The following is a 22910-nucleotide window of genomic DNA, read 5'->3' as shown; positions in this document are numbered from 1 at the left end:
GGCGCCCCCGGAGCCGCACTGCGCCCGGGTGTTGGCCCGCCAACGCGTCAGGGCCCGCATCCCCTGGGGGATACGGGCCCTGACGTTTCTGCGAACCTGACGGGACTTGAACCCGCGACCTCCACCTTGACAGGGTGGCGAGCTAACCAACTGCTCCACAGGTCCTTGATTTGCGGCCGCTCGGCGGCTGCGAATCAGACTGTACCGCAGCTCAGGGGGTGCAGTCGAACCGGACCACCCGGCCGGTCACGGCGCCGCCGCGTCCACCGCCTTCACGATCCGCTTGTCGGACACCGGGTACGCCGTCCCGAGGGCGTGCGCGAAGTAACTGACCCGCAGCTCCTCGATCATCCAGCGGATGTCCGTGACCGTCGCCGGTACCGGCCGCCCCTTCGGCAGCTGTTCCAGCAGCCACGCGTACTCGTCCTGCATCTCGTGGACCTTCTCCATGCGCGTGGTGTCGCGCTGGACGCCCGTGGGCATCTGCTGGAGCCGCCGGTCCGCCGCCACCAGGTAGCGCATCAGGTCCGGCAGCCTGCGCAGCCCGGTGAGCGTGACGAAGCCGGCCGGCATGAGGGCCGCCAGCTGCGTCTTGACGTCCTGGATGTTGGCGACCAGGGCGAGGCTGCCCGTGGCCTTCAGGCGGCGCTCACAGGCCTGCCAGGCGGCCAGCACCTGCTGGACCTGGCTCACCGTCCGCACGGTCGTGTCCACGAGGTCGGCGCGGACCGCCTCGTAGAGCCTGCGGAAGCCCGCCTCGTCCCACGCGGGACCGCCGTGGTCCGCGATGAGCTTGTCCGTCGCCGCGGTCGCACAGTCGTCGAACAGCGCCTGGATGGAGCCGTGCGGGTTCCTGGACAGGGCCAGCTTCTGCTGGTTGCTCAGGTGGTCCGAGGCGAACTTCGCCGGGTTCACCGGGATGTTCAGCAGGATGAGCCGCCGGGTGCCCAGCCACATCGCCTGCTGCTGCTCCGCCTCCGTGTCGAAGAGCCGTACGGACACGCTCGCGCCCTCGTCGACCAGCGCCGGGTAGGCCTTCACCGGCTGGCCGGCCCGCCGGGTCTCGAAGACCTTGGTCAGCGTGCCGATCGTCCAGTCGGTCAGCCCGGTCCGCTCCACCGACTCCCCGCCCGCCCGCTCGGCGGTGGCCGCGGCGGCCTTGGACAGGGCCTGGCGGGCCTTCGGCTTCAGCCTCAGCCGCAGCGCCTCCAGGTCCTTGTCCTCGGCGAGGTTCTTGCGCCGCTCGTCGACGATCCGGAAGGTGATCTTCAGGTGGTCCGGGATCCGGCCGAGGTCGAAGTCCTCGGCCGAGACCGGGACCCCGACCATCCGCTGGAGCTCGCGCGCCAGCGTGACGGGCAGCGGCTCCTGCAGGGGCACCGCCGTGTCCAGGAAGCGGGTCGCGAAGTTCGGCGCGGGCACGTAGTGCCGGCGGATCGGCTTCGGCAGCGAGCGGATCAGCTCGGTGACGACCTCCTCGCGCAGGCCCGGGATCTGCCAGTCGAAGCCCTCGTCGGTGACCTGGTTGAGCACCTGGAGCGGGATGTGGACGGTCACGCCGTCCGCGTCCGCGCCCGGCTCGAACTGGTAGGTCACCCGGAACTTCAGCTGCCCCTGGCGCCAGGAGTCCGGGTAGTCGGCCTTGGTGACCCCGGCCGCCTTCTCGGTGAGCAGCATCTCCCGTTCGAAGTCGAGGAGTTCGGGCTCCTCGCGCTTCTTGTGCTTCCACCAGGAGTCGAAGTGCGCCCCGGAGACCACATGGGCGGGGATCTTCTGGTCGTAGAAGTCGAAGAGGGTCTCGTCGTCCACCACGATGTCGCGGCGCCGGGCCCGGTTCTCCAGCTCCTCCACCTCGGTGAGGAGCTTGCGGTTGTCGGCGTAGAACTTGTGGTGGGTGCGCCAGTCGCCCTCGACCAGCGCGTTGCGGATGAACAGCTCGCGCGAGACCTCGGCGTCGATCCGGCCGTAGTTGATCTTCCGCTGGGCGACGATCGGCACGCCGTACAGCGTGACCTTCTCGTACGCCATCACGGCCGCCTGGTCCTTCTCCCAGTGCGGTTCGCTGTACGTGCGCTTGATCAGGTGCTGGGCCAGCGGCTCCACCCACTCGGGCTCCACCTTGGCGTTCACCCGGGCCCACAGCCGCGAGGTCTCCACCAGCTCGGCCGACATCACGAACTTCGGCTGCTTCTTGAAGAGCGAGGAGCCGGGGAAGATCGCGAACTTCGCCGACCGGGCCCCCAGGTACTCGTTCTTGTCGGTGTCCTTGAGCCCGATGTGGGACAGCAGACCGGCCAGCAGCGAGACGTGGATGACCTGCTCGGGGGCATCGGCCTCGTTGACGTGGATGCCCATGGTCTTGGCGACCGTGCGCAGCTGCGAGTAGATGTCCTGCCACTCGCGGATCCGCAGGAAGTTCAGGTACTCCTGCTTGCACATCCGGCGGAACGAGGAGGAGCCGCGCTCCTTCTGCTGCTCGCGGACGTAGCGCCACATGTTCAGGTACGAGAGGAAGTCGGAGGTCTCGTCCTTGAAGCGGGCGTGGTTCTGGTCGGCCTGGGTCTGCTTGTCCGAGGGCCGCTCGCGCGGGTCCTGGATGGACAGGGCCGCCGCGATGACCATGACCTCGCGGACGCAGTTGTTCTTGTCGGCCTCGATGACCATGCGGGCGAGGCGGGGGTCCACCGGGAGCTGGGAGAGCTGGCGGCCCATCTGGGTGAGCCGCTTCTTCGGATCCTTCTCCGCCGGGTCGAGCGCCCCGAGTTCCTGGAGGAGCTGGACGCCGTCGCGGATGTTGCGGTGGTCCGGCGGGTCGATGAAGGGGAACTTCTCGATCTCGCCGAGGCCGGCGGCGGTCATCTGGAGGATGACGGAGGCCAGGTTCGTGCGCAGGATCTCGGCGTCGGTGAACTCCGGACGGGCGTTGAAGTCGTCCTCGGAGTACAGCCGGATGCAGATGCCGTCGGAGGTACGGCCGCAGCGGCCCTTGCGCTGGTTGGCGCTGGCCTGCGAGATCCGCTCGATCGGCAGGCGCTGGACCTTGGTGCGGTGGCTGTAGCGGGAGATCCGGGCGGTGCCCGGGTCGATCACGTACTTGATGCCGGGGACGGTCAGGGAGGTCTCGGCGACGTTGGTCGCGAGGACGATCCGGCGGCCTGTGTGCTGCTGGAAGACGCGGTGCTGCTCGGCGTGGGAGAGGCGTGCGTAGAGGGGCAGGACCTCGGTGAAGCGGAGATTCCGTTTATTTAGGGCGTCCGCCGTGTCGCGGATCTCCCGCTCGCCGGAGAGGAAGACCAGGACGTCGCCCGGCCCCTCGGACTGGAGCTCGTCCACGGCCTCGCAGATCGCGGTGATCTGGTCCCGGTCGCTGTCGTCGCCCTCTTCCTCCAGCAGCGGCCGGTAGCGCACCTCCACCGGATACGTACGCCCGCTGACCTCGACGATCGGCGCCTCGCCGAAGTGCCGGGAGAAGCGCTCGGGGTCGATGGTCGCCGAGGTGATGACGACCTTGAGGTCGGGACGCTTCGGCAGCAGCGTGGCCAGGTAGCCGAGCAGGAAGTCGATGTTCAGCGACCGCTCGTGGGCCTCGTCGATGATGATCGTGTCGTAGGCGCGCAGCTCGCGGTCCGTCTGGATCTCGGCGAGCAGGATGCCGTCCGTCATCAGCTTCACGAAGGTCGCGTCCTGGTCCACCTGGTCGGTGAACCGGACCTTCCAGCCGACGGTCTGGCCGATCTCGGACTTCAGCTCCTCGGCGATCCGCTCCGCGACGGTGCGCGCAGCGATCCGGCGGGGCTGGGTGTGCCCGATCATGCCGCGGACGCCGCGGCCCAGCTCCATGCAGATCTTGGGGATCTGCGTGGTCTTGCCGGAACCGGTCTCACCGGCGACGATCACGACCTGGTGGTCGCGTATCGCCTCGGCGATCTCGTCCTTCTTCTGGCTGACGGGGAGGTTCTCGGGATACGTGACCTCCGGCATCCGCGAGGCACGGCCGGCCAGTCGCTCGGCGGCCTTCGCGGCCTCCGCGGCGATCTCGTCGAGCACGGCCTGCTTGGCCTCGGGCTTGCGGATACGGCGGGCGCCTTCGAGGCGGCGGCCGAGGCGGTGCGCGTCACGGAGGGAGATCTCACCGAGAAGCGTCTGCAGGGCGGCGAAGGAAGTAGACATACCTGATCGAGGATCTCACCTGGGCCCTCCGGGTGGCGAACGCATTTGTCGGGCGGACCCGTACGATTTCGGGACGACTCAGTCAGCCGTACGTATGAGAGGCAGCCCACCTTGTCCCGCCCGCACCGATTGGCATCCGCCGCTCTGACGGTGTGGGCCGGCCTGGTGGTGGCCGTTCTCGCGGTGGTCCTCCCGGCTGCGGCCGCCCCCGCCCCGGCCGGCCCGGCGGCTGCCGTCTCCGTGCGGGCGCCGGCTTCCGTGCAGGCCCCGGCTTCCGCCCCGGCCCCGGCCTCCGGCTCGGGTCCCGTGCGGCCCGGGGACCCGGGCCCGGTCCTGGCCCCGGCCGTCCTTTCCGGCGGCGGTGGCCCGGCCTGTGCCCCCGGGGCCGCCGATCACGGTGGGCTCCCCGCCGTCCCGGCCCGGGCCGGCGGCGAGCACGCGCACGTGCCGCCGGCGCGGCCGGTGCCCGAGGGGGCGCGGGCGTACGCGGCGATGCCCGTACGGGTCCTCGTACGCGGTCCCGACCGGCCGGCGCCCGGCCCGGTGGAGCTGTCCGTGATGCGGGTCTAGGAGGGCCGCTCCCCCACCGGTCCGCCTCACCACCCGCAGCACTGGAGCACCCGCATGTCCTCTTCTTCCTCTTCTTCCTCCCGTTCCGCCTCCCGCAAGCCCCTCCTGTACGCCGCCGGGGTCGCCGTCGCCGCGATCACCCTCGGCCTCGTCTCCTGGCAGGCCACCGCCCCCGCCGGGAAGAGCTCCGCAGGCTCCTCCGCCGCGGCCGCGCCCCGGACCGACCCCGCCGCCGAACTCAGGGCGCTGGCCCGCCGCGAGGCCGGCGACAAGCTCGCCGTCGGCCGCGCCGACGCGCCCGTCGTGCTCATCGAGTACTCCGACTTCAAGTGCGGCTACTGCGGCAAGTTCGCCCGGGACACCGAACCCGAACTGGTGAAGAAGTACGTCGAGGACGGCACCCTGCGCATCGAGTGGCGCAACTTCCCGATCTTCGGCGCCGACTCCGAGGCCGCCGCCAAGGCCGCCTGGGCGGCCGGGCAGCAGGACCGTTTCGACGCCTTCCACGCGGCGGCCTATGCCGGCGGCTCGAAGGAGAAGGGCTTCGCCGGGCCGCGGCTCGAGGAGCTGGCCCGCGAGGCAGGCGTCCCCGACCTGGAGCGCTTCAAGGCGGACATGGCCGGCGAGCAGGCCGCGGCGGCCCTGCGGAAGGACCAGGAGGAGGGCTACCGCATCGGCGTCACCTCCACCCCGTCCTTCCTGGTCAACGGCAAGCCGATCGCGGGCGCCCAGCCCCTCGCGGCCTTCACGGCCGCCATCGCCGAGGCCAAGGCCGCGGCGGCGAAGCAGTGACCGGCATCGGATACCTGGCCGCCCTGCTGGGCGGCCTGCTCGCGCTGCTCAGCCCGTGCAGCGCGCTGCTCCTGCCGGCCTTCTTCGCGTACTCGATCGACTCGACCTCCCGGCTGCTGGCACGCACCGGGATCTTCTACGCCGGCCTCGCGAGCACGCTCGTACCGCTGGGGGCGGCCGGCTCGTACGCCGGGCGGTTCTTCCACAGCAACCGCGACCAGCTGGTCCTCGCCGGCGGCTGGCTGATCATCGCGCTCGGGCTCGCACAGATCCTGGGCCTGGGCTTCGCCCCGAAGCGGATCTCGGAGCTGTCGGGCCGGATCCGGCCGACCACCGCCCTGTCGGTGTACGCGCTCGGCGCGGTCTACGGGCTGGCGGGCTTCTGCGCCGGCCCGATCCTGGGCAGCGTCCTCACGGTCGCGGCGGTCAGCGGCAGCCCCGTCTACGGCGGCCTGCTGCTGGCGGTCTACGCGCTGGGGATGGCCGTGCCGCTCTTCGTGCTGGCCCTGCTGTGGGAGCGGTTCGAGCTGGGCAGGCGGCGCTGGCTGCGCGGGCGGGCCCTCTCGGTGGGCCGCTTCGAGCTGCACACCACCTCGCTCCTGTCCGGGCTGTTCTTCATCACCCTGGGCGCTCTCTTCCTCGTCTACGACGGGGCGAGCGCGCTGCCGGGGCTGCTGGACGTGGACGACTCGTTCGCCGTGGAGCAGTGGGTCGGCTCCGTGGCGGACGCGGTTCCGGACTGGGCGCTGCTCGGGCTGGTCGCGGCGGGTGCGTCGGCCGTCGGCCTGGTGCAGTGGCGCCGACGGGCGCGGACGGCGGAGGCCGAGGGGGAGTAACCACAGAAGGCCCCGTCCGGGGGACGGGGCCTTCTTGATGGTGGCTGGGGCCGGGGTCGAACCGGCGACCTATCGCTTTTCAGGCGATCGCTCGTACCAACTGAGCTACCCAGCCACGAAACCGTTTCCGGCTTCAGCGATCCTGACGGGACTTGAACCCGCGACCTCCACCTTGACAGGGTGGCGAGCTAACCAACTGCTCCACAGGACCTTGCAGTGTGCGAGAACAAGTCTTGCACACGGTAATGCGTACCCCCAACGGGATTCGAACCCGTGCTACCGCCTTGAAAGGGCGGCGTCCTGGGCCACTAGACGATGAGGGCTAAAGGCCCGCCGGGCACTTCTTCAGCGCGTCGGGGACGTGAGAAGCATATGGGATCCGGGGAGCTATCGCCAAAACGGTTTCTCCCCCGCACGCGGGGGGCGACCCCGCCGGAGGGACAATGACCGGGTGCTGGAGATGACGCGCGAGGAGTTCGAAGAGCTCGTCGCAGAGGCGCTGGACCGGATCCCGCCGGAGCTGACGCGGCTGATGGACAATGTGGCGGTGTTCGTCGAGGACGAACCGCCCGCCGACGACCCCGAGCTGCTGGGGCTGTACGAGGGGACTCCGCTGACGGACCGCGGCGAGTGGTACGCCGGGGTGCTGCCGGACCGGATCACCATCTACCGGAACCCCACGCTGCGGATGTGCGAGGACCGGGAGAGCGTGGTCGCGGAGACGGAGGTCACCGTGGTGCACGAGATCGCCCACCACTTCGGGATCGACGACGACCGCCTGCACGCACTGGGGTACGGGTGACCCGGCCGGTCCCCGGGCCCGAGGCGATCGACCCGGACGTCGACCTGCACGTCCCCGCGCAGCGCGCCGAACCGCAGGGCCGGGTGCTCGCGGCGGTGGCGGCGGGCGGGGCCGTCGGGGCCGCGGCCCGGTACGGGATCGCCCTGCTGTGGCCGGCGGGGACCGGAGCCTTCCCGTGGGCGACCTTCTGGATCAACACGTCCGGGTGCGCGCTGATCGGCGTACTGATGGTGCTGATCAGCGAGGGCGGCCGGACCGCGCCCCATCCGCTGCTGCGCCCCTTCGCCGGGGTCGGCGTGCTGGGCGGCTTCACCACCTTCTCCACCTACGCGGTGGACGTCTCGCAGCTCCTCGACGAGGGGGAGGCGGGCACCGCGCTGGCCTACGCCGGGCTCACGGTGGCCGCGGCGCTGGGCGCGGTGTGGGCGGCGGCCTCGGTGACCCGGCTCGCGGTCGGGGACGGCGGCCGGCGGCCGGGCCGGGCCACCCGGTGAACTGGCTGCTGGTGGCGGCGGGCGCGGTCGTCGGGGCGCCCCTGCGCTATCTGACGGACCGTGCGGTCCAGGCGCGCCACGACTCCGTCTTCCCGTGGGGCACCTTCGTGGTCAACGCGGCCGCCTGCCTGCTGCTCGGGTTCCTGACGGGCGCGCTGCTGGCGGGGGCCTCCTCCTCGCGGCTGCACCTGCTGCTGGCGACCGGGCTGTGCGGGGCGCTGAGCACGTACTCGACGTTCTCGTACGAGACGCTGCGGCTGGCCGAGCGCGGCTGGGGGTTCCTGGCGGCGGCGAACGTGGTGATGTCGGTGCTGGTCGGGCTGGGCGCGGTGCACCTCGGGTCGCAGGTGGCGGAGCAGCTGTTCGGCTGAGGGCGTGTCCCTTGCGGGTCAAAGGGAGTTGGGCACATTGACCCGCTCATGCGGACTCTCACCCTCAGGCTCCGGAGGTGCCCCCGTGCGCCAGTTGTCCGCTTCCCTCCGACTGGCCGTCACCGCGCTCGCGGTCGCGGCGACGGCCGGCTGCATGAGCGTCGGCGAGGACGCGGCGAAGCCCGGGCCCTCCTCCTCGGCGGACCGCCGGGGCGGCGCCGAGGCGGGCGGGGCCGTCTCCGGGCGGGGCTCCGGGGTGCGCGGCAACGGACACGGCACGAAGGACGGCACGGGGGGCCAGGACGGCAAGCCCAAGGAGGACGGCAAGGCCTCCGGCGCGACCGGGGCCTCGCCCAGCCCGGGAGCGCCGAGCGGCCAGCCGGGCGTCCCCGTGCCCTCGGCGGGGCCGGGCGGCGGAGCGGGCGGGCAGGGCCCGCAGGAACCCCCGGCGGGCGGTCCGGGCGGCTCCGCCGGATCGGGTGGCTCCGGGACCTCCGGCGGATCGGGCGGCTCCGGCGGATCGGGTGGCTCGGGGGGCGGGCAGCCGCCGGCCACCCCGACCCCGCAGCCGCCGGCCACGACTCCCCCTGTGACGCAACCCACGCCGGAGCCGTCGACTCCGCAGCCCGAGCCCACGACCCAGCCAGCGCCGCAGGCGTAGGGCCGGTCGCGGGCTCCGGGGTCCGGCGGGCTGTGCCGGGAGGGGGCGTCTTCGCAGGTCAGAGGCGTTTCGGTCGGACTGACTTGCCAGACCCCGGGGAGGGTGCGTATGGTTATAGATCGTTTGATCCCATTGCCCGGCGCCGACTCCGAAGAGCGCCGTGTGGCGCGTACTCTCCCTAGCCGTGGCTGACCGCATTGAGGCGGTCGATTTGCGATTCACGGAGTTTGGGCGCGTGCCGAGACTCCGGAAGGTTTCGCATTTCGCATGTCCATTTCCAGTTCTGACCGTTCCGTCATGCCCGAGAACGACTCCAACGAGATCGTCGACGCCGAGGCCCTTGTGGTCACCGAGGCCATCGAGGCCGCAGAAGCCGACGAGATCATCGAGGCCCTTGAGGCCGACGTGACGAACGGTGAGTCCGTCGAGGACTCCATCGACTCCGACACCGACTTCGACGGTGACGACGACGCCGACGCCGAGCCCTCGATCACCTTCGGAGACCTCGGTCTGCCCGACGGCATCGTGCGCAAGCTCGCCCAGAACGGCGTCACCGCCCCCTTCCCGATCCAGGCCGCGACCATCCCGGACGCCCTGGCCGGCAAGGACATCCTCGGCCGTGGCCGCACCGGCTCCGGCAAGACCCTCTCCTTCGGTCTGCCGACCCTGGCCTCCCTGGCCGGCGGCCACACCGAGAAGAAGAAGCCCCGCGCGATCATCCTCACGCCGACCCGTGAGCTCGCGATGCAGGTCGCGGACGCCCTCCAGCCCTACGGCGACGTGCTCGGCCTGAAGATGAAGGTCGTCTGCGGCGGTACCTCCATGAGCAACCAGATCTACGCTCTGGAGCGCGGTGTCGACGTCCTCGTCGCCACCCCGGGCCGTCTGCGCGACATCATCAACCGCGGCGCCTGCTCCCTGGAGAACGTCAAGATCGCCGTCCTCGACGAGGCCGACCAGATGGCGGACCTGGGCTTCCTGCCCGAGGTCACCGAGCTGCTCGACCAGATCCCCGGCGGCGGCCAGCGCATGCTCTTCTCCGCCACCATGGAGAACGAGATCGGCACCCTGGTCAAGCGCTACCTGTCCAACCCCGTCACGCACGAGGTCGACAGCGCGCAGGGCAACGTCACGACCATGACGCACCACGTCCTCGTCGTGAAGCCGAAGGACAAGGCGCCGGTCACGGCGGCCATCGCCGCCCGCAAGGGCCGCACCATCATCTTCGTCCGCACCCAGCTGGGCGCCGACCGCATCGCCGAGCAGCTCGTCGAGGCCGGCGTGAAGGCCGATGCGCTGCACGGCGGCATGACGCAGGGTGCCCGTACCCGCGTCCTCGCCGACTTCAAGGACGGCTACGTCAACGCGCTCGTCGCCACCGACGTCGCCGCCCGCGGCATCCACGTCGACGGCATCGACCTGGTCCTGAACGTGGACCCGGCCGGCGACCACAAGGACTACCTGCACCGCTCGGGCCGTACCGCCCGTGCCGGCAAGTCGGGTGTCGTGGTCTCCCTCGCGCTGCCGCACCAGCGTCGCCAGATCTTCCGCCTGATGGAGGACGCGGGCGTCGACGCCTCGCGCCACATCGTCCAGGGCGCCGGCGCCTTCGAGCCGGAGGTCGCCGAGATCACCGGTGCCCGTTCGCTGACCGAGGTCCAGGCCGACTCCGCGAACAACGCCGCCAAGCAGGCCGAGCGCGAGGTCGCCGAGCTCACCAAGCAGCTGGAGCGCCTGTCGCGCCGTGCCGTCGAGCTCCGCGAGGAGGCCGACCGCCTGGTCGCCCGCTCCGCCCGTGAGCGCGGCGAGGACCCGGAGGCCGCTGTCGCCGAGGTGGCCGAGGCCGCCGAGGCCGAGGTCGCGGCTGCTGCCGCCGCCGCTGCCGCCGAGCTGGCCGCGCAGGAGCGCCGCGAGGAGCAGCGCGCCCAGCGCGACGACCGCGGCAACTTCGAGCGTCGCGACAACCGCGGCGGCGACCGCGGTGGCGACCGTGGCGGTTTCCGTGGCGGCGACCGCGGTGGCGACCGTGGCGGCCGTCCGTCCGGTGGTTTCAACCGTGACGACCGTGGTGGCGAGCGTGGCGGCTTCCGCCGTGACGACCGTCCGTCGGGTGGCTTCCGCTCCGGTGGCGACCGTCCGGCCGGTGGTGGCTTCCGTCGTGACGACCGCCCCTCCGGTGGTTTCAACCGCGATGACCGTGGTGGCGAGCGTGGCGGCTTCCGCCGTGACGACCGTCCGTCGGGTGGCTTCCGCTCCGGTGGCGACCGTCCGGCCGGTGGTGGCTTCCGTCGTGACGACCGCCCCTCCGGTGGTTTCAACCGCGATGACCGTGGTGGCGAGCGTGGCGGCTTCCGCCGTGACGACCGTCCGTCGGGTGGCTTCCGCTCCGGTGGCGACCGTCCGGCCACGGGCAACGGCACGTACAACCGTGACGACCGTCCCTCCGGTGGCTTCCGCTCCGGCGGCGACCGTCCGTTCAACCGCGACCGTCGTGACGACCGTCCCTCCGGTGGCTTCCGCGCCGGTGGCGCCGGCGACCGTCCGTACGGCCGCCGCGACGACCACCGCCCGTCCGGCTCCGGTTCCACCGGCGGCTTCGGCGGCCGCCGCGACGACAAGCCGCGCTGGAAGCGCAACGGCTGATCGCAGCTGAGCTGAACCCCTGAGAAGGGCCCGTACGACACCCGGTGTCGTACGGGCCCTTTCTCGTTCCGGAGGCCGGAATACCGCGGATACGATCTTGAACAGGCAGTAGGGGACTGCCTGTTCAGGGGAGGGAAAATTCCATGATTCGTACGCGGAAGAGATCCGCGCGGACCGTCGCACTGCTGGCGGTCTCCACCGCCGTCGCCGCAGGGACGCTCGCCCTGCCGACGGCGTCAGCCTCGGCCGCCCCGGCCGCCGGCGCCGCGGCCACCGCGGGCGCGGGCGAGCTGGTCCTGCCCGCCGCGCAGCGCCGCATCCCGCGCGCCACCCGCATCCTCACGGCGGGGGAGACGGGCCTGCTCCTCGCCCAGGAGGCCGACGACCGGCTCCTGTGGATCGACTACGCGACCGGCGGGCAGACGCCGCTGGCCACGCGCCTCGACTCCAAGCCCGTCTACAACGTCGACTCCGGCTACTTCGAGTCGCCGCCCTTCAGCTTCGAACCCGGCCACTACGGCGCCGGGTCCGACACGGTGGCCCTGTACTCCGCCGCCCCGGCCCCGCACGTGACCCTGCAGAAGGCCGCCGGCGAGCCGGTCGCCGACATCGCGATCCCGCAGGGCCAGACCTACGTCGGAACCTTCGGCGACACCGTCGTCACCGTGACGGGCGAGCGCTCCACGCCCACCGGCTTCCACCTGCTGAAGCCGGGCGGAGCGGGCGGGGCCCCGACGGACACGCAGGTGACCGGATTCCCCGCCGGGGCGCTGCTCGCCGGGCTGACCGACGGCGACGCCCGGTCGGTCATCGTCCGCTACACGCTTCCGGAGCCCGCGGACTCCTCGCCCCGCTGGGCACTGGTCGACCTGGGGACCGGGCTCGCCAGGGTGCTGCCCGACCGGCCCTTCCCGGACGACCCGTGGGAGGTCTCCGACTTCCGGCTCGCACCGCAGGGCCTGATCCGGGTCCGCGAGGGCCGGCGGCAGATGGAACTGCTGGACCGCGCCCACCCCGAGGCCGGGCCGACCCGTACGGTCGACACCTCCGTCCTGGGCCAGGCCGAGTACGCCCTGCTCGGCAAGGACACGGTGCTGGGAATGGACTCGTACGCGGGCGGCAGCGGCAACGACCACGTCGGCTCCCTGCTCTTCGGCTTCACCCCGGACGGGGTGGCGCGGGTGGCCCTGCCGTCGGCGCGCGCGCAGCTGGTCACCGCCCCCGACGGCTCGGTGCTGACCGTGGGCACGACCGCGGAACTCGTCAACGGGGACATCGACTGGGCCGTCCAGCGGATCGCCCGGGCGGCGGGCAAGGGCGACGGAGCCGGGGCGGTCGAGGTCAAGCGGGTCGCGAAGATCGCGCCCGTAACGGCCTCGGTCTACGGCCTGGCCCTCGGCAGCGGCATCCTCAACACCGCGGACAACAGCACCAACTACCTGCCCGCCGACGTCATCGGGGCCTTCCGCACCACCCGCCTCAGCGCGGGCGGCAGCCCGAAGGCCCTGTCGACGACGGTGGACCGTCTCGTCAGCGGCCGCGACGCCGACTGCAGCGGCTGGGACCGCAAGCGCTGCCTGGAGATGTTCTCCGGCGGCGACGGAAACCACGGCCGCAGCCGGTCCACGGAGCAGGGCGGCACCGTCCTCTACCGCAGCGGCTCCGCCGACTGGGGCCCCCGGGTCACCACGGGCGACTCCTCGCCGCGCCTCGCCGACCTGTCGGGCCGCTTCGGCGTGGTCGACGGCGCGAGCTCGGGCAAGCAGCAGGTCGTGGAGTTCAAGGAGCCCGACTCCGGCGCCACGCTGATCAACCGCTCCCGGGTCGCGGCCGCGGTGTGGGGTTCCACGCTGTGGAGCGGCTCGGCGACGGACGGCACGGTCACCCGGCAGACGCTGCCCGGCGGCGCCGCACAGACGGTGTTCAAGACCCAGGGCGACTGCGTGCCCTCCGAGATCCAGGCCGTGGGCCGCTGGGTGTACTGGGCCTGCCCGTCCGACTGGGGCAAGCCGGCCGTCAGCGGTCTCTACGACCAGGTCTCCGGCCGTACCGCGCCCGCACCGGCCGGGACGGTCCTGCTCGGCGACAACCAGCTGGTGCGCCACCCCGAGGGCAAGGGCCTCGAACTGCACGACCTGAGCGCGGGCCTGCCCGCGGGCGGCGCCGGGCTTCCCACCCGCGTCCTGGTGACCGAGGCCCAGCTGGGAGCGTCCACCGGCCGCCGCACCGGCTGGACGGTCGACCGCTTCGGCGGCCACGTGGCCTACGTGGACGACGCCGAGCGCGTCCACATCCTGCCGACGGGGGTCACCCCGTCGCCGATGTCGGCGATCGACTCCCGGCCGCCGGCCGGCGTGGTGGACCTCAGGACCGTGGCGAAGCAGCCGTGGACGGGCACGTGGTGGCTGTCCAAGCCCGCCGCGTCCTGGAAGCTGACGATCCGTGACAAGGCGACGGGCCGGTCGACGGTCGTCGCCCGCGGCGCCGAAGGGCGGGGCGCCATCTCGGCGTCGTGGAACGGGAAGGTCCCGGTGGGGACGCTGCTCCTCCCCGGTGACTACGAGTGGAAGCTCACCGCCGTGCCGGCCGACGGCCAGGGCGGCGAGTTCACCACCTCGGGACCGCTCACCCTCGCCGGCCCGACGGTCGGGAAACCCCGGCCGAAGCCGGTGAACTGACGGCGACAGGCCGGTCGGTCGATACCCGATCGGCTGACCGGCGCGGTCCGGCTATGCTCTGGGGTGAGCACCCGGAGGGCCATTAGCTCAATTGGCAGAGCAGCGGACTTTTAATCCGTTGGTTGTCGGTTCGAGTCCGACATGGCCTACCGCTCACGGGTGGGGGGCGAAGCCTCCCGTCCGGCGCCGAGCGCCCCTTCCCGTTCCGACGGGAGGGGGCGCTCGGTCGTTTCCGGAGCACCTGCGCGAACAGACGGCCCGTCATTCTCCCGGGCGGGCCGGAAAACCCGGTGAACCCCGTGATCGGAGCGGGTAGCGTCGCCGCGCGTGACTCCAGTTCTGCGCACCGGACGCCTGCTCCTCGACCCGTACGTTCCCGAGGACGAGGAGGGCTTCGTGGCCCTGTTCCAGGACACCCGGGTGTCCCGGTGGATGGGGGACGGCCCCGCCACGGAGGCCGAGGACCGGGCCCTGTTCGGGCGGGTCTTCACGAAGGTCTACGCCGAGGACCTCTTCGACGTCTGGGCCGTGCGGCGCGACGGCGAGCTGATCGGGCACGCCGAGATCAAGCGGACCGACGGGGCCGACGGCCACGAGATCATCTACGCCCTGGCCCCGGCCGCCTGGGGAGCGGGCCTCGGCACCGAGATCGCGGAGGCGATCGTCGCGTACGCCTTCGCCACACTCGGGCTGGCCGAGGTGCACGCCACCGTGGCCGCCGCCAACACGGCCTCCCTGGGCCTGCTGGAGCGCATCGGCTTCACGCACGTCCGGGACGTCCGGGAGGACGACGGCTCCACCACCCGCGTGCTGACCCGCCGGCGCACGCCCGCCGACGGCTGACCGCCCGCCCCGGCACCCGCCCCCACGCGAAGCGCCCCACCCGGTCGGACCGGGCGGGGCGCTTCTGCGTACGGGGTGTGGATCAGGCGGAGAGGCCGCGGCGGCGACCGAGCCAGGCGGCGGCCGCGCCGAGCACGACCAGGGCGGCGGCGAGGCCGGCGTACAGGCCGGTGGAGGAGCCCGCGCCGGTGGTGGCGAGGGAGCCGGTGGCAGCGGTCGTGGTCGTGGCGGTGCCCGTGGTCGTCACGTGGGTGCTGCCGGTGGAGGTGGCGACGGCCGGCTGCACCGGGGGGACGGTGGAGGGGGCGGTGGACGGGGTCGTCGAGGGGGTGTCGGTGGGCACCGTCTCCGCGAACGGGACGAGCGGGAACCGCACGGAGGCGGTCTTGAGCGCGGAGGAGTTGCCCACGGCGTGCCGGACCTCGGCCTCCATCGTGATCGTGGTCTTCTTCGTCAGCTTGCTGTGGTTGCCCAGGCTGACCCGCACCGGCAGGGTGCGGACGCCGTCGGCGGCGCCGAAGCCCTTGGGGATCTGCGGCAGCTCGTAGCGGCTGTCCTCGGCCTTCAGGTCCTGCCAGCGGCCGTCGAACAGGGCCTGCACCCGGAAGTCGGCCTCCTGCTCGCCCGGGTGGGACAGGCTCAGGCTGGTCGCGAGGGCGGTGTCGAAGGTGCCGTCGCCGGTGGCCTGGTAGTTCAGGTCCAGGTACGCGCGCTGCTCCTGGCCGTCCTTGCCGGAGCCGACCTGCTTGAACCAGGTCTTCAGCTCGCCGGTCTTGACCTGCGGGTCGACCTTGAAGGTGTGGGAGTCCGCGCCGCCGGGGGCCACCGAGTTGTTGTAGCTGGAGGCGCTGAGGCTGAAGTCCCCGTCGTTGGTCGGGTAGTTCGCGCCGAGACCGATGGTGACCTTCCACGTCATCTTGCCGTTGGCGGGGATGTCGAAGCCGCCCTTCTCGCCGCCCGGCTCACCGGAGGCGGGGAAGAAGGTGCCCTGCCACTCGCCGTCCTGCTGGCCGACCGAGGACTTGGTCGCCGGGGCGTCCACCGCCTCGACCTTGAAGACGACGTCGTCCTTCTGCAGCCGGCTCGGGCCGGTCGGGTCCAGGAGCATCCACGGGCTGTACGTGACGGCCTTGCCGGTCGGGTTCTTCACCGTCAGGTCGAAGGACTCGGTGGCGCCGCCGCGGGTCAGCGGGCCGCTGGGGACGGGAGCGCCCATCTCCGTACGCAGCACGGCGTGGTCGTCGGTGGCGGGTGCGGCGGACGCGGCGGTGGCCGAGAACGGCAGCAGAGTGGTGACGACGCCGGCGACGACTGCGATGGCGGCTGCGGTGCGAACGGACATGGTGGACTCCCCCCGGGAATCACAGGGGCATCGGCAGAGGGCCGAGCCGGTGGGTGTGGTGGTCGTCGCCCGGCCGGTTCGTGTTCCCCCTGGCCCTTGGCGACAGGTGAATCATCGCCCGCGCCCGATCCCGGAACGATCCCCGAAGTGTCACCGGCACGCAACAGAGATGATCTTCGTCCGCGGGGTGTCCGATCCCGACCGTCCGCGGACCGGTCTTGAGCCGGTTTTACCCTTCTGACCTGCAGTGATGTCGATTCGAGGAGGGGCTGGCCGTTAATTGGCGGAGGGCTCCCCCCGGATGGCGTAGAGTTGTGTTTACCGACGCGGGGTGGAGCAGCTCGGTAGCTCGCTGGGCTCATAACCCAGAGGTCGTAGGTTCAAATCCTGCCCCCGCTACTCAGTACGAAGGCCCGGTTCCCTTTGGGGAGCCGGGCCTTCGTCGTGTTCCCGTCCCGCGTCTCACGTGTCGTCACCCGTACGGCGTCCGCCAGGTCGCCGACCGGCCGCTCCCGGCACCAGCCTTGAGGGGCGAGGCGGCGGCGGGCCCGCATCCGTGCGAGGGATCCGGGCGGCAGGAGAGCAGCGTGGCGGGGCTGGGCCGGCAGGGCAACGGTGGGCGCGCGAGCGGTGGCGGGAGCCGTGGCGGGAGCGGTCCGGCCCGGCAGGTGGTCCGGGGGCTGCCCGGTGCGCTGATCGTCCTCGGGCTGGTCTTCACCCTCCTGACCCCGCCCAGTTTCACCGGATCCCCCTTCTTCTCCGCGGCCCCGCTGGTCGCCGCCCCGCTGTACACGTTCCTGGCCACGGTGCTGACCGGCTTCCTGGCCTCGCTCGCGGTGTTCCTGCTGCACCTCCACAACGGCACCAACGGGAAGGTCGAGTCGCTGACCGAGCTGGCCACCGTCGTGACCGTGTCCGGGCTGGCGCTCCTGATCAACCGGGTCGTGCGGCGCAGCGGCGAACAGCTCGCCTCCGCACGCGGGATCGCCGAGGCCGCGCAACGGGCGGTGCTGCCGAAGCCCGCCGAACGCATCGGCGGGCTGCACGTCTCCGCCTGGTACGAGGCCGCGCAGGCCGACGCCTTCATCGGCGGGGACTTGTACGCCGTCCAGGACACCCCGTACGGGGTGCGGCTGGCCGTGGGCGACGTACGGGGCAAGGGGCTGGGGGCGGTGGAGGCCGTCGCGGTGGTCCTCGGGGCGTTCCGGGAGGCGGCGGAGACCGAACCCACGCTGGAGGCGCTCGCCCAGCGGCTGGAGCGGGCCCTGGCCCGGGAGGGCACCCGGCGCGACAGCCTGGACGCGGTGGAGGGGTTCACGACGTGCGTGCTCGGGGAGATCCCGGCGGGCGCGGGGGTGCTGCGGCTGCTCAACCGGGGGCACCCGGAGCCCTTGCTGCTGCACGGGAACGGGGAGCTGGCGGTCCTCGCCCCGGCGGAGCCCGCCCTGCCGCTCGGCATGGGGGAGCTGGGCGGCTGGCCGGACCGGGCGGAGGAGTGGGAGTTCCCCGCGGGCACCACGCTGCTGCTCTACACGGACGGGCTGACCGAGGCCCGGGACCGGGCGGGTGACTTCTACGATCCGGCGGCCCGGCTGCGCGGGCGGATCTTCCCCGGGCCGCACGCCCTGCTCAGCGCGCTCAGCAGCGATGTGCGCCGGCACACGGGCGGCGGGGCCACGGACGACATGGCGCTGCTCGCGGTGGGCAGGCCGGAGCCGCGGCAGCCGGAGCGCAGGCGGACCGTGCCGGTGGTACGCCGGGGCGACGGCTCGTAACACAACGTGTTCGAAGTGGTGCTCTCTGCAAGTTTATTGACGGGACGTCATGTTTCGTGTGTGGCCGAAGAGATGAGGTAATCCCTTGATTTATGCCCGAATTGGTCAGCTTCTATGGTGAAAAGTCCTGGCCAGAGCCAGCCATGGCGTGTCTGATTGGTGCGAACGATCAAGCGCAACAGCTTGGAATCACTCCCCTGCGTCTATTACCTTTCGATAACGCAGCGCGGTCGTCCCAGTCGTCGCAAGAGACGGCGCCGTGCGCGTGCGCGTCAATGAGGAGTGTGCCCCGGTGGCCTCCAACTTGCCTGCCCCTGAAGGCACCGAGATCCAGGAGCAGCCCACCGCGGGCGCCTGGGGCGAGTGGAACCCCACCGAGGACTCGGTCCGTCCGGTCCGCGGCAAGCACCGGGTCGCCAAGCAGCGCGGGGGACTTGCGCGCAGCTCCACCGTGCTCGGCGTCGGTGTCATCGCGGCGGTCGGCGCCGGCGGCATCGCCCACGCGCAGGACCGGCCCCAGGTCGCGATATCCATGCCGTCGATGCCCGATCTGCCCGACCTTCCCGATCTGCCCGACCTGATGTCCGGTGGTGACTCCCGGCAGTCGGACGGTGGTTCCGGGGCGGCGGCCCAGGCGGCCGCACGGACGGGGATCATCGCGCAGCAGAGCGACCGCGGCGCAGCCGACGCCGGCGAGGTGCTGCGCAACCGCATCCTCCAGCAGGCCGAGTCCCAGAAGGACGCCGCCGAGGCGAAGGTCCGGGCGGACGCCGAGCGCGCCGCGCAGGAGGCCGCCGCCCAGGAGGCCAAGGACAGGCTCGAGGAGGCCCGCCGGACGGCCGAGGAGGCGAAGGCCCAGGCCGAGGCGAAGGCCGCGGAAGAGGCCGAGGCCGCGAAGAGGGCCGCCGAGGCCAAGGCCGAGCAGGAACGTGCCAGGTCGGCCGGCGGCTACTCCCTGCCGACCTCCGCCTACACCCTCACCTCGCACTACGGGGACTCCGGCTCCATGTGGTCCTCCGGCCACCACACCGGCCTCGACTTCGCCGCCCCGACCGGCACCCCGGCCAAGGCGGTGGCCGCCGGAAAGATCACCTCGGCCGGCTGGTCCGGCGCGTACGGCTACCGGATCGTGCTGCAGCTCGAGGACGGCACGGAGGTCTGGTACTGCCACCTCTCCTCGATGTCCGTTACCTCGGGCACGGTCGGCGCCGGCGAGACCATCGGCCGCGTCGGCGCCACCGGCAACGTCACCGGACCCCATCTCCACCTGGAAGTACGCAAGGGCGGTTCGACGATCGACCCGCTGGCGTGGCTGGAGTCCAAGGGCCTGAACGTCTGAGGTCCGGCTCCGCCCGCCGCGGCACGGGTACGGCGGGCAGCGCGGCCTCGGGGGCGGGGACGGCCAGAGGGGCCCGCAAGGGGTCGAACCGCGGCGGAAGCAGCTCCTCCATGACCGCCGCCCGGGCCAGCGCCGGGCCCGCCACCGCACGGCGCCGCCAGAGCCGGTGCAGCAACTCCCGTTCCCGGCCGGCGAAGTCCGGCTCCCACACCGGGCCGCCGCGGCGGGCCCGGTTCCGCAGCAGGGCCAGGGCGGCCGCGTCCGCCTCGTACCGGGCGACCGCGCGTCCGGCGGCCCGGCCCCCGGTGCGCCGGGCCAGGGCGCGGGCCAGTGACCGGGCCGGCACCGAAGCCAGCGCCGGCACCTCGGCGGGGCCGATCCAGCCGGCGGCCGCGTACACCGCCAGCTCCTGGGACACGACCCGCAGCCGGCCGCGCCGTATCCGCACCGCCAGCCACACGAGCAGCCCGAACGCCGGGACCATCACGAAGGCGTAGACCGTGTAGAAGCCGTGCTCCCCGAACCGCGAGGAGCCGTTCCACAGCGCGTGCATGCCCATGGCCGGCGCCAGGCCGAGCAGCGGCAGACAGATCCTGCGGGACCGGCGCACGCTGAGCGCGGCCGCGCCGAAGCCGAGCCCGGTGAGCACGGTGAACAGCGGGTGGGCGAACGGCGACAGCACTATCCGGACGAAGAAGGTCGCCGCCGTCACCGACTCCAGCACGCCGGAGCCCCCGGCGAGGTCCTCGCCGTAGGCGTTGCCGAGGTAGAGGATGTTCTCGGTGAAGGCGAAGCCGGTGGCAGTGAATCCGGCCACGACGAAACCGTCGGCGGGACCGGTGAAATGGCGTCTCCTGAACACGAACACCAGCAGCAGGGCAGCGGCCTTGGCGCTCTCCTCCACCACCGGGGCGACGGCCACCGAGCCCAGGTGATCGGCGCCGGAGGGGTCGGCGGTGGCCGCGGCTATCCACTCGGTGGCGAAGTTGTTGGCCAGTATCGCGATCAGCGCCGCGGCGCAGGCACCCCAGCCGAAGCAGAACAGCAGCTGCGGCCAGGGCGCGGGCGCGGCCCGGCCGAGCCACCGGAAGGCCGCCATGAGCGGCGGCACCGGTAACAGGGCCAGGCCGAGACCGACGAGGAAGCCGGGGGTGCCGGTCTGTTCCCGCACGAGTTCGAGGATCGCGATGCCGGTGACGGCGAGCAGAGCGAGGAGCACGCACGTGCGGACCGTGCCCGACGGACGTGCGAGCACAGGGCGGAGCGCTCGGAACACATGATGACCCTAGCGAGCCGGTCTGACACGCGCGGTGACGTTGTCAGTTCTCCGTGCGACGGAAGAGCAAGTCGTGTACGACGTGGCCCTTGTCGAGACCCTGGCCCTCGAAGCGGGTGAGCGGCCGGAACGCCGGGCGCGGGGAGTAGCCGCCGTCGGCCTGCGTGTTCTCGAAGTCCGGGTGAGCGCTGAGGACTTCGAGCATCTGCTCGGCGTACGGCTCCCAGTCGGTCGCGCAGTGCAGCACGGCCCCGGGGGCCATGCGGGTGGCGGCCAGCGTGAGGAATTCGGGCTGGATCAGCCGGCGCTTGTGGTGGCGGGCCTTCGGCCAGGGGTCCGGGAAGTACACGCGGATCCCGTCGAGGGAGTCGGGCGGCAGCATCTCGCGGAGCAGGATGATCGCGTCGCCGTTGGCCACGCGGACGTTGCCGAGCCCGTTGCGCTCGGCGAGGGCGAGGAGGTTGCCCTGCCCGGGGGTGTGCACGTCGGCGGCGAGGATCCCGGTGCCGGGGTCCTCGGCGGCCATCTGCGCGGTGGCCTCGCCCATGCCGAAGCCGATCTCCAGGACGACGGGGAGTCCGTCGAACATCGCCTTCAGGTCGATGACCTCGTGGCCGTCGATGTCCAGGCCCCAGGTGCCCCACAGGCGCTTCAGGGCCTCGCCCTGACCGGTGGTGACCCGGCTGCGCCGGGGCTGGAAGCTCCGGATCCGCCGCTCGTGGTGCGAGCCGGCCGGATCCGGCGAGGGCCCGTCGGGGAAGCGGGGCTCGGTCCGCCACTTGGGCGGCACGTACGAACTCGCCTCCGGCGCGGCGTCCGGGAGGCTGGGCGGCTGGGGGTTCAGGGACTCAGACACAATGCCGTGATTCTACGACGGGGCCCCGGTGCGCCGCCGCTGCACCTTCAGCCCGTCCGGCGTTTGAGGACCGGGTCCGGGCAGCGCCCGGGTGGGGGTCCCTCCCGGACGAAGTCCGGGGGAGGCGAAAGGGCGGGGCGGGGAGAAGGCTCCGCGCAGCAGTACCTTCGCAGCCGCCGGCCCCGGCCCCGGCCCCGGCCCCGCTCAGGCCGAGCCGAGGGTCCGAAGGGCGCGGGAGGCGATCTCCCGGCCGATCGGGAGCGAAGCGGTGGCCGCGGGCGAGGGCGCGTTCAGCACGTGGACCGTGCGCGGGGCGTCGCGGATCAGGAAGTCGTCCACCAGCGTCCCGTCCCGCAGGACGGCCTGCGCCCGGACCCCGGCCGCCGCCGGCCGCAGGTCCGCCGCGGTGACGGCCGGCAGCAGGCGCCGTACCGCCCGGGTGAAGGCCTGCTTCGACAGCGAGCGGTGGATCTCGCCCGTGCCGTACCGCCAGTGCCGTGCGGCCATCCGCCAGGATCCCGGCCAGGCGAGCTCGTCCGCGATGTCGCGGGGCCGCACCGTCGACCAGTCGTAGCCCTCGCGGGCCAGGGCGGGCACGGCATTGGGTCCGACGTGGACCCCGCCGCCGATGCCCCGGGTGAGGTGGACCCCGAGGAAGGGGAACGCCGGGTCGGGCACCGGGTAGACCAGCCCGCGGACCAGGTCCGGACGGGCCAGGTCGTAGTACTCGCCCCGGAAGGGGATGATCCGCATGCCCGGGTCGTCCCCGGCCAGGCGGGCGATCCGGTCGCACTGCAGGCCCGCGCAGTTCACCAGCACCCGCGCCCGGACCACCAGCCCCGACGTGGTGCGGACCGCGACGGCCGACGGGCGGCGGGAGATCAGGTCCACCGCGCCGCCGTAGACGATCTCCGCGCCCGAGGACTCGGCCAGCTGGGCGCTCACCCGGCCGTAGTCGACGATCCCGGTGCTGCCGACGTGGATCGCGGCCAGACCCCGGACCTCCGGCTCGTACTCGGTGATCTGCGCCGGGCCCAGCTCGCGCACCGGGATGCCGTTCTCCCTGCCGCGCTGGACCAGGGCGTGCAGCCGCGGCAGCTCCTCCCGCTCCGTGGCGACGATCAGCTTGCCCGTCACCTCGTGCGGAATCCCGTGCTCCGCGCAGAACTTGACCATCTCCGCGGCGCCGCTCACCGCGAAGCGCGCCTTCAGCGATCCCGGGCGGTAGTAGATGCCACTGTGGATCACGCCGCTGTTGCGGCCGGTCTGGTGCCGGGCCGGGCCCGGTTCCTTCTCCAGGACGACCACCTTGGTCCCCGGAGCCAGGCTCGACAAGGCGTGCGCCGTCGACAGACCGACGATCCCGCCGCCGATCACCAGCACATCGCAGTCCACGCCCACGCCGCCGCCCACGCTGACACCTCCCACCCCTGCATACTGCACCCCGGCACCGACAACGAGG

Annotated in this window: 17 protein-coding genes and 6 tRNA genes; 14 read left to right on the top strand and 9 right to left on the bottom strand. The window is 72.4% G+C overall.

Features of this window, described 5'->3' with window-relative positions; genetic code table 11:
* Positions 1 to 91: 91 nt before the first annotated feature.
* Positions 92 to 165 (bottom strand) — tRNA-Asp (locus OG472_RS22015).
* An 81-nt stretch (positions 166 to 246) separates the two neighbouring features.
* Complete coding sequence (hrpA, locus tag OG472_RS22010) at positions 247 to 4170, bottom strand: ATP-dependent RNA helicase HrpA (protein ID WP_401610372.1); 3924 nt, start codon at positions 4168 to 4170, stop codon at positions 247 to 249.
* 129 nt (positions 4171 to 4299) lie between these two features.
* On the opposite strand from hrpA, the gene OG472_RS22005 reads away from it, so the two are divergent.
* The 3 genes from OG472_RS22005 to OG472_RS21995 are packed head-to-tail and all read left to right on the top strand — an operon-like array spanning position 4300 to position 6368.
* Positions 4300 to 4740 carry a hypothetical protein gene (locus OG472_RS22005; protein WP_405941930.1) on the top strand — a complete coding sequence of 147 codons (441 nt, stop codon included), beginning with the start codon at positions 4300 to 4302 and terminating at the stop codon, positions 4738 to 4740.
* A gap of 54 nt (positions 4741 to 4794) precedes the next feature.
* Positions 4795 to 5532: a DsbA family protein gene (locus OG472_RS22000; RefSeq protein ID WP_401610376.1), complete on the top strand. Its 738-nt coding sequence runs from the start codon at positions 4795 to 4797 to the stop codon at positions 5530 to 5532.
* Entirely contained in the window at positions 5529 to 6368 is an 840-nt protein-coding gene (locus OG472_RS21995) for a cytochrome c biogenesis CcdA family protein (RefSeq protein WP_401610377.1), read from the top strand. The genes OG472_RS22000 and OG472_RS21995 overlap by 4 nt, the downstream gene beginning before the upstream one ends.
* A 38-nt stretch (positions 6369 to 6406) precedes the next feature.
* Here OG472_RS21995 and OG472_RS21990 read toward each other — a convergent pair.
* From OG472_RS21990 to OG472_RS21980, 3 genes are all read right to left on the bottom strand, one after another.
* A tRNA-Phe gene (locus OG472_RS21990) sits at positions 6407 to 6483 on the bottom strand.
* A 22-nt stretch (positions 6484 to 6505) separates the two neighbouring features.
* A tRNA-Asp gene (locus tag OG472_RS21985) sits at positions 6506 to 6579 on the bottom strand.
* Positions 6580 to 6618: 39 nt separating this feature from the next.
* Positions 6619 to 6691 (bottom strand) — tRNA-Glu (locus OG472_RS21980).
* 128 nt (positions 6692 to 6819) lie between these two features.
* Between OG472_RS21980 and OG472_RS21975 the strand changes: the two genes are divergently transcribed.
* From OG472_RS21975 to OG472_RS21940, 8 genes are all read left to right on the top strand, one after another.
* Positions 6820 to 7170, top strand: a complete 351-nt coding sequence (locus tag OG472_RS21975) for a metallopeptidase family protein (protein ID WP_030726307.1) — start codon at positions 6820 to 6822, stop codon at positions 7168 to 7170.
* Positions 7167 to 7664: a FluC/FEX family fluoride channel gene (locus OG472_RS21970; protein WP_405941929.1), complete on the top strand. Its 498-nt coding sequence runs from the start codon at positions 7167 to 7169 to the stop codon at positions 7662 to 7664. Before OG472_RS21975 ends, OG472_RS21970 begins: the two co-directional genes overlap by 4 nt.
* Positions 7661 to 8035: a fluoride efflux transporter FluC gene (locus OG472_RS21965; protein ID WP_405941928.1), complete on the top strand. Its 375-nt coding sequence runs from the start codon at positions 7661 to 7663 to the stop codon at positions 8033 to 8035. Before OG472_RS21970 ends, OG472_RS21965 begins: the two co-directional genes overlap by 4 nt.
* 85 nt (positions 8036 to 8120) lie before the next feature.
* Positions 8121 to 8696: a hypothetical protein gene (locus OG472_RS21960; protein WP_405941927.1), complete on the top strand. Its 576-nt coding sequence runs from the start codon at positions 8121 to 8123 to the stop codon at positions 8694 to 8696.
* A gap of 267 nt (positions 8697 to 8963) precedes the next feature.
* A complete protein-coding gene (locus tag OG472_RS21955; RefSeq protein ID WP_405830878.1) occupies positions 8964 to 11339 on the top strand; it encodes a DEAD/DEAH box helicase in 2376 nt (791 codons plus the stop codon).
* A gap of 143 nt (positions 11340 to 11482) precedes the next feature.
* Complete coding sequence (locus OG472_RS21950) at positions 11483 to 14017, top strand: ATP/GTP-binding protein (protein WP_405941926.1); 2535 nt, start codon at positions 11483 to 11485, stop codon at positions 14015 to 14017.
* 76 nt (positions 14018 to 14093) lie between these two features.
* Positions 14094 to 14166 (top strand) — tRNA-Lys (locus OG472_RS21945).
* A 178-nt stretch (positions 14167 to 14344) separates the two neighbouring features.
* Positions 14345 to 14860 (top strand): GNAT family N-acetyltransferase, encoded by a 516-nt coding sequence (locus OG472_RS21940; protein WP_405941925.1) that lies wholly within the window; start codon positions 14345 to 14347, stop codon positions 14858 to 14860.
* An 82-nt stretch (positions 14861 to 14942) separates the two neighbouring features.
* Here OG472_RS21940 and OG472_RS21935 read toward each other — a convergent pair whose 3' ends face one another.
* Positions 14943 to 16202, bottom strand: coding sequence for a hypothetical protein (locus OG472_RS21935; protein ID WP_405941924.1), 1260 nt, complete (start codon positions 16200 to 16202; stop codon positions 14943 to 14945).
* A gap of 325 nt (positions 16203 to 16527) precedes the next feature.
* Here OG472_RS21935 and OG472_RS21930 point away from each other — a divergent pair.
* The 3 genes from OG472_RS21930 (at position 16528) to OG472_RS21920 (ending at position 19316) form a co-directional block, all read left to right on the top strand.
* Positions 16528 to 16601: transfer RNA gene (locus OG472_RS21930), tRNA-Met, on the top strand.
* A gap of 188 nt (positions 16602 to 16789) precedes the next feature.
* Positions 16790 to 17977, top strand: a complete 1188-nt coding sequence (locus OG472_RS21925; RefSeq protein WP_401610390.1) for a PP2C family protein-serine/threonine phosphatase — start codon at positions 16790 to 16792, stop codon at positions 17975 to 17977.
* Positions 17978 to 18269: 292 nt separating this feature from the next.
* Positions 18270 to 19316 carry a M23 family metallopeptidase gene (locus tag OG472_RS21920; RefSeq protein ID WP_405830875.1) on the top strand — a complete coding sequence of 349 codons (1047 nt, stop codon included), beginning with the start codon at positions 18270 to 18272 and terminating at the stop codon, positions 19314 to 19316.
* On the opposite strand, the gene OG472_RS21915 is transcribed toward OG472_RS21920, so the two are convergent.
* The 3 genes from OG472_RS21915 to lhgO all read right to left on the bottom strand — a co-directional run bounded on the left by OG472_RS21915 (position 19225) and on the right by lhgO (position 22891).
* Positions 19225 to 20571 (bottom strand): PrsW family glutamic-type intramembrane protease, encoded by a 1347-nt coding sequence (locus OG472_RS21915; RefSeq protein ID WP_405941923.1) that lies wholly within the window; start codon positions 20569 to 20571, stop codon positions 19225 to 19227. The two genes, OG472_RS21920 and OG472_RS21915, sit on opposite strands and share 92 nt — an antisense overlap.
* Before the next feature lie 64 nt (positions 20572 to 20635).
* Positions 20636 to 21448, bottom strand: coding sequence for a tRNA (guanosine(46)-N7)-methyltransferase TrmB (trmB, locus tag OG472_RS21910; protein WP_401610394.1), 813 nt, complete (start codon positions 21446 to 21448; stop codon positions 20636 to 20638).
* 204 nt (positions 21449 to 21652) lie between these two features.
* Complete coding sequence (gene lhgO / locus OG472_RS21905; protein ID WP_383576383.1) at positions 21653 to 22891, bottom strand: L-2-hydroxyglutarate oxidase; 1239 nt, start codon at positions 22889 to 22891, stop codon at positions 21653 to 21655.
* Positions 22892 to 22910 lie beyond the last annotated feature (19 nt).

It is taken from the genome of Streptomyces sp. NBC_00207, from assembly GCF_045160965.1.
Classification (GTDB): domain Bacteria; phylum Actinomycetota; class Actinomycetes; order Streptomycetales; family Streptomycetaceae; genus Streptomyces.
The sequence above is the reverse complement of the archived record's forward strand: the minus strand, read 5'-3'. Positions and strand labels throughout refer to the sequence as shown.

What these genes read in the sequence shown, in the direction of transcription:
- hrpA (WP_401610372.1), bottom strand. Translation starts at nt 4,170, where the DNA reads ATGTCTACTTCCTTCGCCGCCCTGCAGACGCTTCTCGGTGAGATCTCC.
- OG472_RS21950 (WP_405941926.1), top strand. Translation starts at nt 11,483, where the DNA reads ATGATTCGTACGCGGAAGAGATCCGCGCGGACCGTCGCACTGCTGGCG.
- OG472_RS22000 (WP_401610376.1), top strand. Translation starts at nt 4,795, where the DNA reads ATGTCCTCTTCTTCCTCTTCTTCCTCCCGTTCCGCCTCCCGCAAGCCC.
- OG472_RS21935 (WP_405941924.1), bottom strand. Translation starts at nt 16,202, where the DNA reads ATGTCCGTTCGCACCGCAGCCGCCATCGCAGTCGTCGCCGGCGTCGTC.
- OG472_RS21955 (WP_405830878.1), top strand. Translation starts at nt 8,964, where the DNA reads ATGTCCATTTCCAGTTCTGACCGTTCCGTCATGCCCGAGAACGACTCC.